The sequence below is a fragment of the Brucella anthropi genome (genome assembly GCF_046630315.1).
Taxonomy (GTDB): Bacteria; Pseudomonadota; Alphaproteobacteria; order Rhizobiales; family Rhizobiaceae; genus Brucella; species Brucella anthropi_A.
In genome coordinates this window covers 82356-94552 of sequence record NZ_LQBD01000033.1, presented here as the reverse complement: position 1 = coordinate 94552, position 12197 = coordinate 82356, and the positions used below count along the sequence as shown (strand labels likewise).

Sequence of the window (12197 nt, the reverse complement as noted above, 5' to 3'; positions counted from 1 at the left end):
CATGCTCGACCGCCGCCTGAACGCCTACCGCCCCGACCTCGCCGATGAACGGCTGACCGGTCAGGTGGAAGCGGCGCGTTTTACCGTCGGAACGCCGATGCAGGTTTGCGCACCCGTTGTCGATCTGCGCGCCGAACCGCGCATGGATAGCGGACCACAGACCCAGATCATCTTTGGCGATCCCGTCCGCGTCTTTGAGGAAATGGACGGCTGGTCGTGGGTGCAGGCCGAACGCGATGGCTATACGGGTTATGTCTCCTCCGCCGCGCTGGAACAGCCTACCGGAGCCGAAACCCATCTGGTCATCGTGCCGCGCACCTTCGTTTATCCCGGCGCCGATCTTCGTTTTCCCCACACCAAGGCGCTGTCGCTCGGTTCACGCGTGCGCATTGTCGGCGCGGCCGAGACACGCGGCACGAAATATGCGCTTCTGGAAAGCGGCGAGGCGCTGATCGTAAGCCATCTTGCACCGGTGGGCGAACATGCAGCCGACTATGTGACCATTGCCGAAACGCTTCTTCACACGCCCTATCTGTGGGGCGGCACGTCGGGCTTCGGCATCGACTGCTCCGGCCTCGTGCAGCTGTGCATGTGGGTGGCTGGCCGCAAGGTGCTGCGCGATTCCGACATGCAGCAGAATACGCTTGGCGAAATCGTCGAGCCCGATGCTGCCTATTCGAACCTGAAGCGCGGCGATCTCGTGTTCTGGAAGGGCCATGTCGCCATCTGCGCCTCGCCCGACATGCTGATCCATGCGAGCGGCCACACCATGACGGTCACGCTGGAGCCGCTACAGGATGCGATCAAGCGCATCGCCTATCTCTACGATCTGCCGACACTCATTCGCAGACCCTGAAAATGAGACTGGGAAATCATGAAGGCAAAGACGACATTGACGATGGCCACCTTGCTCATCGGCCTTGCCTTGTCTTTTCCTTCCCCCGTTTCCACTGAGAGAATTGCGCGCATGGCCATTCCCGCGTCCCCTGCCGCCTTTGCCGAGGTCAACGGCATCGAAATGTATTACCGGATCGTCGGCAAGGGGCCGCCGATCCTGCTCATTCCCGGCGGCCTGTCCGACCAGCATGTGTGGGATGCGCAACTCCCCATCCTTGCCCGCCATCACACCGTCATCGTCGCCGACAGTCGCGGCCAGGGGCGCTCCACCCGCACCGAAGAGCCGATCACCTATGGATTGATGGCCGATGATTACGTGGCCCTGCTCGACTATCTCCATATCGACAAGGTCGATCTTGTCGGCTGGAGCGACGGCGGCATTATCGGCCTCGATATCGCCATGCGATATCCCGAACGGCTGAAAAGCCTGTTCGCGCAGGCGGCGAACGTCACGCCCGATGGCAATACCGGCTATGTCGAGGCCCGGGCCGAGGGAAAGCCGATACCGGAACTGCGCCATTATGAGAGCATCGACAAGGAAATCCATGCGCTCTGGGCAAATGAGCCGAATTATACCGATGAGGATCTGTCGGATATCCATGTGCGCACCGCGATCGTCATCGGCGACCGCGACACAGCCATCACGCGCGAACATACGGAATTCATCGCCAGCCAGATACCCGGTGCCGAACTGATTATCCTGCCCGATGCCGGCCATGGTGTAGCGGTCGAAAATCCGCGTCTTTATGCGCACACGGTCCTGCGCTTCATCGACGGCAAGAACACCGATGGAACGAAGACCGCGAGCCGGAAAAGTTAAACCCGGTTCGGCAATACGCGGTCGGGCGGGCGGTGCCCGTCGACAAAAGCCTTGATATTGATGATGACCTTGTCGCCCATATCGATGCGGCCTTCCATGGTGGCAGACCCCATATGGGGCAGCAGGACGATCTTGCCCTTTTCGGCCAAGGCCAGCAGGCGCGGATTGACCGCCGGTTCGTTTTCGAAAACGTCGAGCCCCGCCCCGGCAAGCTTGCCCTGCTCGATCAGCTCGATCAGCGCATTCTCGTCGATGATCTGGCCGCGCGCCGTGTTGACCATATAGGCGGTCGGCTGCATCAGCGCGATGCGGCGGGCCGACAGGAGATGGAACGTGGCCGGCGTCGACGGGCAGTTGACCGAAATGATGTCCATCCGGGCCAGCATCTGGTCGAGACTGTCCCAATAGGTCGCTTCCAGCTCTTCCTCGACCTGCGGATTGACGCGTTTGCGGTTGTGATAGTGAATGGAAAGCCCGAAAGCTTTCGCCCGGCGGGCGACAGCCGTGCCGATGCGCCCCATGCCGACAATGCCGAGGCGCTTGCCCCAGATGCGCCGTCCGAGCATCCAGGTCGGCGACCAGCCCGGCCATTGGCCGTGGCGTTCACCCAGCACGTTTGCGCCCTCCACCAGACGTCTTGGCACCGAAAGCAGAAGCGCCAGCGTCATGTCGGCGGTGTCCTCGGTGAGGACATTGGGCGTGTTGGTGACTGTGATGCCGCGCTTTGCGGCTGCGGCGACGTCGATATTATCCACGCCATTGCCGAAATTTGCGATGAGCTTCAGATCGGGACCTGCCTGCTCGATGGCCGCCGCATCGATGACATCCGTGATGCAAGGCACCAGAACGTCCGCTTCCTTCATCGCGGCGATGATTTCCGGCTGATTCATGCGGTGGTCGTCTATGTTCAGACGCGCATCAAACAGTTCCCGCATCCGGGTTTCCACTGGGTCCGGCAATTTTCGCGTAAGAACGACCAGCGGTTTCTTCTTGTTCGACATTTCCACCCCATCGTTGAGCAAAGCCCCTGGAACGGCCCGTATTGTTACCAACGGACAGGGCGCGCTCCAAGAAATTTCCTGCACATTTCCAGCGGAAAACCGACTCCCACTTTTCCCGAAAATGCGTTAACCGAAGCTTCATGTTGAGACCTCCTTAACCAAGGCGGTGCAATATGGGATATTGCTTCGGCTGAACATCTCTATCAAGGCGAAGCGGCAAAGACAAAGAAAAACCGGAAACTTCAGGTGCCTCTTGGAAAGTCAGCAATGATTTTCCGGAAAGATGCAATTGAAATCAAATAATTAGGTCAGATTTCGATCTGTTGCACACAGATGGACGAATGATCTGGAAACAGGACGGCAACGTCGCCTCGCAGCCCCCTTCAACTGCTGAAGCCGCAACCGTCCTGTCATGACAGGACGGCGAGAGGTCGCAGTTTGTACACAGTACTTTCGCAACGCTTTTGGATGGCCACGCTTGGCTTTCTGGCATTTTTTCTCTTTTTGGCGCCGCTTGGCGCCACGCACAGCCATGGCGCGCAGGCTGCGGCCCCCGCTGGCACGACGGCCGGTACGACGGTCGGCGCAAGCGGGCTTCCCGTACCGCGCTTCGTCAGCCTGAAACCGGCGCGCGTCAATCTGCGCATCGGTCCGGGGCGCGACTACGCGGTCTCATGGCTTTTCATGAAGGCAGGCCTCCCGGTCGAGATCATCCAGGAATATGACAATTGGCGTCGGATCCGCGACGCGGATGGCACGGAAGGCTGGGTCTACCAGTCGCTGCTTTCCGGCAAGCGGACCGCCATCACAGCGCCCTGGCTCAAGAACAATCCGGGCTCGATGATCAATATGCGCCGCGATGCCAGCGATACAGCGGGACTTGCCGCCGAAATCGAGCCCGGCGTGGTCGGCACCGTGCGCGAATGCAACGGCCAATGGTGCCGGGTGGACATGGGTGGCGTCCGGGGCTGGATCAAGCAATCGGATCTGTGGGGCGTTTATCCGGGCGAGGTTTTCGACTGACCAGCAAAAGGCTCCGGACCTGTTCGATGATCCGGAGCCTGCGGTGATTTTACCAGGCAGGCGTCACCGATCCCTTGAATGTCGTGGCGATGAATTCCTTCACCGCATCGCTGTGGTAGGATGAGATCAGGGTTTTCACCCAATCGGCATCCTTGTCTGCCGCGCGAACCACGAGAATATTGACGTAAGGCGCTTTCTCGCCTTCCCGCACCAGCGGATCGGTGGCCGGGTTCAGGCCTGCTTCCATCGCATAATTGGTGTTGATGACGGCGGCATCGACATCTTCCATCGAACGCGGCAGCTGTGCGGCATCGAGTTCAACGAATTTCAGATTCTTCGGGTTTTCGGTGATATCGAGGGCGCTGACCTTCAGTCCCTTGGCCGGATCAAGCTTGATGATGCCGTTTTCGGCAAGCACGAGCAAGGCGCGGCCGCCATTGGTCGGATCGTTGGGGATTGCAATCGTCGCGCCGTCGGCCAGTTCCGAAATAGTCTTCAGCTTCTTCGAATACATGCCCATCGGAAAATTGACCGTTTCGGCAATGCTGACAATATCGAAGCCGCGATCGGCGACCTGATTGTCGAGATAGGGCTTGTGCTGGAACGAATTCGCTTCCAGCGCGCCATCCGCCAGCGCCATATTCGGAATGACATAATCCGAGAATTCCTGGATATCGATTTCAAGGCCGTTCTTTTCGGCGACTTCCTTCACCTTTTCCATGATCTGGGCGTGCGGTCCGGGCGTTACGCCGACGCGGACGGTCTTAGCAAAGGCGCTGCCAGCGGTGAAAACGGCCAGAATGGTCGCAGCGACGAGTAGTTTGCGCATGATATCTCCTTGGAATGTAGCCGGCCGAAACCTGGGAGGCGATTCAGCCGGGGCCGCACAACTCTACTCCTTTTCAGCGCCGCGCCATCAACAGGCAACAAAAAAAGCGGCCGCGCCGCTTTCTTTTTATTCCCGATTGAAAAGGGCCTGTCACCGGCCCCATCGCCCGCCCTGTCTACCGGCCCTTGCGGCGCAGGCGCACGATAATATCCACATTGACGATTTCCATGCCCTGCGGTGCATCCGGCATGTTGGCAACAGTCGGCTGCCCTCTCTCGCCATGCGGAATATCGAACACGACATTTTCCCCTTCGAGGAAGAAATGCTGGTGATCCGAAATATTCGTATCGAAATAGGTCTTCGAGCCTTCGACCGCGATGATACGCAGCATACCGGCTTCCGTGAACTGGTGCAGCGTGTTGTAAACCGTCGCCAGCGACACCGGCACGTCGGCCATGACGGCCTCTTCATGCAGGTCTTCTGCGGACAGATGGCGATCGCCCTGGGCAAAGATCAGGCTCGCAAGCGCAACGCGCTGCCGCGTCGGACGCAGGCCCGCATGGCGAAGCCGCTCTTCCAGCGAGACCGTCGAGTGGGTATGTGAAGACTGCATATTCACCGTTGGTTCCGTCACAAGCTTGTAGCAAAATCATCAATCGTCAAACGGGCTGTTGCCCATTGCATACTGACATTGATATATGCCGTTGCGAAATAACTATCAATAGCCTTGGGGATTGACCGCTTTTTCGGATAAACCTCCGAATAACCCCATTGCGTGATTTTACTGCCGGAAACAGTCTGTGGTAGGGATGTTCCGGTAAACCTACAACCGGGCCGGATTGCCGGTCGATACAGAATAAACCTCAAGGGAGGCGTAATGGCAGAACAGAAATCAAGCTACGGGTATGAAGAACTCCTGGCCTGCGCGCGCGGTGAGATGTTCGGTCCCGGCAATGCTCAGCTTCCCCTGCCCCCGATGCTGATGGTCCATCGCATCACCGATATTTCCGAAACCGGCGGCGAGTTCGACAAGGGCTATATCCGCGCCGAATACGACGTGCGGCCCGACGACTGGTATTTCCCGTGCCATTTTCAGGGCAATCCGATCATGCCGGGCTGCCTTGGCCTCGACGGCATGTGGCAGCTCACCGGCTTCTTCCTCGGCTGGCTCGGCGAACCGGGCCGCGGCATGGCGCTTTCCACCGGCGAAGTAAAGTTCAAGGGCATGGTCCGCCCGCACACCAAGCTTCTGGAATACGGCATCGATTTCAAGCGCGTCATGCGTGGCCGCCTCGTGCTCGGCACGGCTGACGGCTGGCTGAAGGCCGACGGCGAAACCATCTACCGCGCAACCGATCTGCGCGTCGGCCTGTCAAAGGACAGCGAGGGCCAGTAAGGCGCCTCGATCATCATCATCCACGAGCGCGACGGCAAAAAAGTGAACAGTTTTCATGCGGCCGCGCTCAAAACATGCGAAGAACGCACCTATGTAACCGCGAACAGGCGGCAGTCCGCAGGACGGACCCACCGCTCACGGATCAGGTGTAAAGGAGAACGCGATGCGGCGTGTGGTCGTAACGGGTATGGGGATCGTATCCTCGATTGGCAACAACACCGAAGAGGTCACGGCTTCGCTGCGTGAAGCAAAGTCCGGCATCTCCCGCGCTGAGGAATATGCCGAACTCGGCTTCCGCTGCCAGGTGCACGGTGCCCCGAATATCGACGTCGAAGCGCTGGTCGACCGGCGCGCGATGCGCTTTCATGGTCGTGGCACGGCCTGGAACCACATTGCGATGGATCAGGCTATTGCCGATGCCGGACTTTCCGAAGAGGAAGTTTCCAACGAGCGCACCGGCATCATCATGGGTTCCGGCGGTCCTTCGACGCGCACTATCGTCGATAGTGCCGACATCACCCGCGAAAAGGGTCCGAAGCGCGTCGGCCCGTTCGCCGTGCCGAAAGCCATGAGTTCGACGGCTTCCGCGACGCTTGCGACCTTCTTCAAGATCAAGGGCATCAACTATTCGATCTCCTCGGCCTGCGCGACGTCCAACCACTGCATCGGCAATGCGTTCGAGATGATCCAGTATGGCAAACAGGACCGCATGTTCGCGGGCGGCTGCGAAGACCTCGACTGGACGCTTTCGGTGCTTTTCGACGCCATGGGCGCCATGTCGTCGAAATATAACGACACGCCATCCACCGCCTCGCGCGCCTATGACAAAAACCGCGACGGCTTTGTGATCGCGGGCGGCGCGGGCGTTCTGGTGCTGGAAGACCTCGACACGGCCCTTGCCCGTGGCGCCAAGATTTACGGTGAGATCGTCGGTTATGGCGCGACCTCCGATGGCTACGACATGGTGGCTCCATCGGGCGAAGGCGCGATCCGCTGCATGAAGATGGCGCTTTCGACCGTCAAGGGCAAGATCGATTACATCAATCCGCACGCAACCTCGACGCCTGCGGGCGACGCGCCGGAAATCGAAGCGATTCGCCAGGTCTTCGGCTCGGGCGACGCCTGCCCGCCGATCGCCGCAACCAAATCGCTGACCGGACACTCGCTCGGTGCGACCGGCGTGCAGGAAGCGATCTATTCGCTTTTGATGATGCAGAACAATTTCATTTGCGAAAGCGCACATATCGAAGAACTGGACCCTGCCTTCGCGGACATGCCTATCGTTCGCAAGCGCATTGACAACGCTCAGCTCAACACCGTGCTCTCCAACTCCTTCGGATTTGGCGGCACCAATGCAACGCTGGTTTTCCAGCGCTACCAGGGCTGAGGGAGAGGGAAAATATGGAAGGTTTGATGAAAGGCAAACGCGGCCTCATCATGGGGGTCGCGAATAATCACTCACTCGCTTGGGGAATTTCAAAACAACTCGCAGCACAAGGTGCTGAACTCGCCTTCACCTATCAGGGCGATGCACTCGGCAAGCGCGTGAAGCCGCTGGCCGAACAGGTTGGCTCCGATTTCGTCCTGCCTTGCGATGTTGAAGATATCGAATCGGTCGATGCGGTTTTTGCCGAAATCGAAAAGAAGTGGGGCAAGCTCGATTTCATCGTGCACGCCATCGGTTTCTCCGACAAGACCGAACTGAAGGGCCGCTACGCAGACGTCACCACGCGCGAAAATTTCAGCCGCACCATGGTGATTTCCGCCTACTCCTTCACGGAAATGGCGCAACGCGCCGAAAAACTCATGAAGGACGGCGGCTCGATCCTGACGCTGACCTATGGCGGCTCAACCCGCACCATCCCGAACTACAATGTCATGGGCGTCGCCAAGGCCGCGCTTGAAGCCATGGTTCGTTATCTTGCTGCCGATTACGGCCCGCAGGGTATCCGCGTCAATGCGATCTCGGCAGGGCCGGTGCGCACGCTGGCCGGTGCCGGCATCGGCGATGCCCGCGCAATCTTCAGCTATCAGCGCCGTAACTCGCCGCTGCGCCGCACCGTCGATATCGACGATGTCGGCAAATCGGCAGTCTATCTGCTGTCCGATCTGTCGAGCGGCGTCACCGGTGAAATCCATTATGTGGATTCGGGCTACAACATCGTCTCCATGCCGACGCTGGAAGAGCTGAAAAGCTCTGACGCGGAACGCGGCGAGTGATCTTCGTTTTGCTTAACAAAAAACCCGGCTGAGATGCCGGGTTTTTTGTTTTATTTCTTCGCATCGAAGATTTTGAAACCATTCGACTCTTCAAGAAGCGTCACGTTCTTGAACAACCCTTTGAGGGTCGTTTCATAAGGCAATTGACGGTTTGCGACCATCAGCAGACGCCCGCCCGGCTTCAGACGCGAGGCGGCAGCGGCGATAAATGCCTGCCCAAGCGATACGTCCGTCGCCCGCCCCTCGTGGAACGGCGGGTTCATGATCACTGTGTCGTAGATGCCTGCCATCTTTTCGCTCGCCACGTCAAACCAGTTGAAGTTGATCGGCACCGACGCGGACAACCGCTCCAGATTGCCGCGTGCGGCTTCCAGCGCCTCGTAATCGGCTTCATAGAGGTCAATCGACGTGATGCGATCGGTAAATTTCAGGCATTGCGCGGCGAGATAACCCCAGCCCGCACCAAGATCGGCCACATTGCCGAAGACGATCTTTTCCATATGCGGGACGAGCAGCGCCGAACCCTTGTCGATGACGCCATGCGAGAACATGCCGGGTTCGGTCCGGAACACCTCATCAATATCGGTCGCAAGCGGTTTCAGCGCCGCGATGAAATCGTCGTCCAAATCGGCGGGGCGCTTCAGCCAGAAAACCACCGCATGGTTTTTCGACATGCGGTCGCTGATCTCGGCAATATTGCCGACCCATTTGCGAAAACTGTCGATACCAAGCTTCTTGTCGCCGGACACGGCAATCCACCCGCCCGGCTCAACACGCGCCAGAAGCTCCGCAAACCATGCCTCATTGCGTCCGCGATGTTTTCCGAGCAGAAGCAGCCCACCGGAAAAACGGCTGTCTGCGGCCAATCTCGGCTCTGCGCGAAAGCCTTCCCTGCCGAGCGCCAGCCAGTCGGGGCGCCAGGGTTGCAGGCATGTCAGCGCCTGCTTCCATTCCGGCTCCAGAAGCCGGTCCGCCGCAAGGCCGCAGGCGAGGAAGGATTGCCCTTGTTCAGGCATATCGAGAATGCCCTGATCGAAGGGGAGAAAAAGTGTTTTCTGTGCCGGTGTCATCATGGTTCATCCATGATCTTGAAATGAATCCCATGCAACAAAAAAGCGCGCCCGGAGGCGCGCTTTCCAGTTTCAGCAAAGACGCAACGCTTATTCAGCGTCAGCTTCTTCCTTCTTCTTTTCCTGAGCAATTTCCTTGCCCGTTTCCTGATCGACGACCTTCATCGACAGGCGAACCTTGCCGCGCTCGTCAAAGCCCATGAGCTTGACCCAGACCTTCTGGCCTTCCTTGACCACATCGGTGGTCTTGGCAACGCGGTCGGAAGCCAGCTGTGAAATGTGAACCAGACCGTCACGCGGGCCGAAGAAGTTCACGAAAGCGCCGAAGTCAGCGGTCTTGACGACCGTGCCTTCGTAGATTTCGCCGACTTCCGGCTCAGCAACAATCGAGTGAATCCACTTCTTGGCGGCTTCGATTTCCTTGCCGTTGGACGAGGCGATCTTCACCGTGCCATCGTCTTCGATGTTGATCTTGGCGCCGGTCTTTTCCACGATTTCGCGGATGACCTTGCCGCCGGAACCGATCACATCACGGATCTTGTCGGTCGGGATGTTCATCACTTCGATGCGCGGGGCGAATTCGCCGAGTTCGGCACGCGAGGTCGACAGGGCCTTCGCCATTTCGCCGAGGATGTGGATGCGGCCGCCCTTGGCCTGTTCCAGAGCCACCTTCATGATCTCTTCGGTGATACCGTCGATCTTGATGTCCATCTGCAGCGAGGTGATGCCGTTTTCCGTACCGGCAACCTTGAAATCCATGTCGCCGAGGTGATCTTCATCGCCCAGAATGTCGGAAAGAACGGCGAAACGTTCGCCTTCCTTGATGAGGCCCATGGCGATACCGGCAACCGGACGTGCGAGCGGAACGCCTGCATCCATCAGGGCCAGCGAGGTGCCGCAAACCGTTGCCATCGAGGACGAGCCGTTCGATTCCGTGATCTCGGAAACGGCGCGGATCGTGTAGGGGAACTGCTCGGCGGCAGGCAGCATCGGGTGGATAGCGCGCCATGCGAGCTTGCCATGGCCGATTTCACGACGGCCCGGCGAACCCATGCGGCCGGTTTCGCCGACGGAGTAAGGCGGGAAGTTGTAATGCAGCATGAAAGGCTGCTTGTAGGTGCCGGTCAGGGCATCGATCATCTGTTCGTCTTCGCCGGTGCCGAGCGTGGCGACGACGATTGCCTGCGTTTCACCACGGGTGAACAGGGCCGAACCGTGGGTGCGCGGCAGAAGGCCGACTTCCGAAACGATCGGGCGAACGGTCGAAAGGTCACGACCATCGATGCGGCTGCCGGTGTCGAGAATGTTCCAGCGAACGATCTTGGCCTGCAAGTGCTTGAAGATGGTCGCGAACTGTTCCGGCGACATTTCCGTTTCTTCCGCGCCTTCAGGGAAGAAATGTTCCTTCGCCTTTGCCTTGGCGGCATCGACGGCGGCGTAACGGGCCTGCTTTTCGGTGATCTTGTAGGCGTCGCGCAGCTCGTTTTCGACAACGGCAAGCATCTTGGCTTCGAGGGCCGACAGGTCTTCCGGCTGGAAGTCGCGCGGTTCCTTGGCGGCAACCTCAGCAAGCTTGATGATCGCGTCAATCACAGGCTGGAAGCCCTTCTGGCCGAACACGACGGCGCCGAGCATGACTTCTTCGGAGAGTTCCTGTGCTTCGGATTCAACCATCAGCACGGCTTCCGACGTACCGGCGACGACCAGATCGAGCTTCGATTCCGGCATTTCGTCGATATTCGGGTTCAGGACGTATTCGCCGTTGATGTAGCCGACGCGCGCGCCGCCGATCGGGCCCATGAAAGGCACGCCGGAAATGGTGAGCGCTGCCGAAGCTGCCACCATCGACAGGACGTCCGGATCGTTTTCCAGATCGTGCTGGACAACGGTGATGACAACCTGCGTGTCGTTCTTGTAGCCATCGACGAAGAGCGGGCGGATCGGGCGGTCGATCAGACGCGAAACCAGCGTTTCGTTTTCGCTCGGACGGCCTTCACGCTTGAAGTAGCCACCAGGAATCTTGCCGGCGGCATAGGTCTTTTCCTGATAGTTGACGGTCAGCGGGAAGAAATCCTGACCCGGCTTCGGCTCCTTGGCGGAAACGACTGTCGCCAGAACGACGGTTTCTCCATAGGTTGCCAGAACCGCGCCGTCAGCCTGACGAGCGATCTTGCCGGTTTCGAGCGTAAGCGGACGACCGCCCCATTCGATTTCTACTTTATGGGTATTGAACATATCTTGTCCTCATGTGGCGATGCCGCGCAAAAGCGTCTGAAGGCATTGCCGGGTTGGCGGACAGGCCACGGGCAAGACAACGGGAAGCTCGCGGAAAATCAAACGAACTGCCTGCAATCCTGCCCCATGACTGGTCCAGTCGCGAGCCGTTTGGCTCTCGGGCATCCGATCCGGGAGCGCCATGCCGCCGGGCCGGGTTTCAAGGGCCACGAATAGCCCCATTCAAAATCAAACGGGCGACGTTTTGAGGCGTCGCCCGATTTCAACCTTAACGGCGCAGGCCGAGACGGCCGATCAGCGCCTGATAACGCGCTTCGTCAATGCCCTTGACATAGTCAAGAAGGCGACGACGCTGCGAAACCAGCTTCAGGAGGCCGCGACGCGAATGATTGTCATTCTTGTGGCCCTTGAAGTGTTCGGTGAGGTTGGCGATACGCTCGGAAAGAACGGCAACCTGTACTTCAGGAGAACCGGTGTCGCCTTCCTTGGTGGCGTATTCCTTGATAAGTGCTTGCTTGCGCTCAGCAGTAATCGACATCGTAACACCTTTCTAGATGAGAGGAAAACCAGACGCCCGGGCCGGGATGTCGTCCAGCGCGGGCCATTGACACGATTGACATGCTTTTACGCATGATCGATGAGGGGCATATAGTGCAAAATCGGCAGGAATGCCAGTCTCAATTCAATTTACAGCCACACCGCACGC

The 12197-nt window shown here is 58.8% G+C and carries 12 protein-coding genes; 6 read left to right on the top strand and 6 right to left on the bottom strand.

Annotated features, from left to right (window positions below):
- The first annotated feature begins 1 nt into the window (after position 1).
- The gene (locus AVM02_RS14175; RefSeq protein WP_411507683.1) at positions 2 to 856 is read left to right on the top strand and encodes an NlpC/P60 family protein; all 855 of its coding nucleotides are present in this window, start codon (positions 2 to 4) and stop codon (positions 854 to 856) included.
- An 18-nt stretch (positions 857 to 874) separates the two neighbouring features.
- A complete protein-coding gene (locus tag AVM02_RS14170; RefSeq protein WP_411507562.1) occupies positions 875 to 1717 on the top strand; it encodes an alpha/beta fold hydrolase in 843 nt (280 codons plus the stop codon).
- Here the strand turns inward: AVM02_RS14170 and AVM02_RS14165 are convergent.
- Entirely contained in the window at positions 1714 to 2718 is a 1005-nt protein-coding gene (locus tag AVM02_RS14165) for a 2-hydroxyacid dehydrogenase (protein ID WP_411507561.1), read from the bottom strand. The genes AVM02_RS14170 and AVM02_RS14165 overlap by 4 nt on opposite strands.
- 438 nt (positions 2719 to 3156) lie before the next feature.
- Between AVM02_RS14165 and AVM02_RS14160 the strand changes: the two genes are divergently transcribed.
- Positions 3157 to 3741: an SH3 domain-containing protein gene (locus tag AVM02_RS14160; RefSeq protein ID WP_411507560.1), complete on the top strand. Its 585-nt coding sequence runs from the start codon at positions 3157 to 3159 to the stop codon at positions 3739 to 3741.
- 49 nt (positions 3742 to 3790) lie between these two features.
- Here the strand turns inward: AVM02_RS14160 and AVM02_RS14155 are convergent, their stop codons facing one another.
- Both AVM02_RS14155 and irrA read right to left on the bottom strand, forming a co-directional pair.
- Positions 3791 to 4570, bottom strand: coding sequence for a MetQ/NlpA family ABC transporter substrate-binding protein (locus tag AVM02_RS14155; protein WP_411507559.1), 780 nt, complete (start codon positions 4568 to 4570; stop codon positions 3791 to 3793).
- A 175-nt stretch (positions 4571 to 4745) separates the two neighbouring features.
- Positions 4746 to 5183 (bottom strand): iron response transcriptional regulator IrrA, encoded by a 438-nt coding sequence (gene irrA / locus AVM02_RS14150; RefSeq protein WP_411507558.1) that lies wholly within the window; start codon positions 5181 to 5183, stop codon positions 4746 to 4748.
- A gap of 264 nt (positions 5184 to 5447) precedes the next feature.
- On the opposite strand from irrA, the gene fabA reads away from it, so the two are divergent.
- The 3 genes from fabA to fabI all read left to right on the top strand — a co-directional run bounded on the left by fabA (position 5448) and on the right by fabI (position 8186).
- A complete protein-coding gene (gene fabA / locus AVM02_RS14145) occupies positions 5448 to 5966 on the top strand; it encodes a 3-hydroxyacyl-[acyl-carrier-protein] dehydratase FabA (RefSeq protein WP_411507557.1) in 519 nt (172 codons plus the stop codon).
- 163 nt (positions 5967 to 6129) lie between these two features.
- Positions 6130 to 7353: a beta-ketoacyl-ACP synthase I gene (gene fabB / locus AVM02_RS14140; RefSeq protein ID WP_411507556.1), complete on the top strand. Its 1224-nt coding sequence runs from the start codon at positions 6130 to 6132 to the stop codon at positions 7351 to 7353.
- Positions 7354 to 7367: 14 nt separating this feature from the next.
- Positions 7368 to 8186: an enoyl-ACP reductase FabI gene (gene fabI, locus AVM02_RS14135; protein WP_104756644.1), complete on the top strand. Its 819-nt coding sequence runs from the start codon at positions 7368 to 7370 to the stop codon at positions 8184 to 8186.
- Between the two features lie 50 nt (positions 8187 to 8236).
- On the opposite strand, the gene AVM02_RS14130 is transcribed toward fabI, so the two are convergent.
- The 3 genes from AVM02_RS14130 to rpsO all read right to left on the bottom strand — a co-directional run bounded on the left by AVM02_RS14130 (position 8237) and on the right by rpsO (position 12029).
- Positions 8237 to 9259, bottom strand: a complete 1023-nt coding sequence (locus AVM02_RS14130; protein ID WP_411507555.1) for a class I SAM-dependent methyltransferase — start codon at positions 9257 to 9259, stop codon at positions 8237 to 8239.
- Positions 9260 to 9346: 87 nt separating this feature from the next.
- Positions 9347 to 11491 carry a polyribonucleotide nucleotidyltransferase gene (gene pnp / locus AVM02_RS14125; RefSeq protein ID WP_411507554.1) on the bottom strand — a complete coding sequence of 715 codons (2145 nt, stop codon included), beginning with the start codon at positions 11489 to 11491 and terminating at the stop codon, positions 9347 to 9349.
- Positions 11492 to 11759: 268 nt separating this feature from the next.
- A complete protein-coding gene (gene rpsO / locus AVM02_RS14120) occupies positions 11760 to 12029 on the bottom strand; it encodes a 30S ribosomal protein S15 (RefSeq protein WP_006473093.1) in 270 nt (89 codons plus the stop codon).
- Positions 12030 to 12197: the final 168 nt, after the last annotated feature.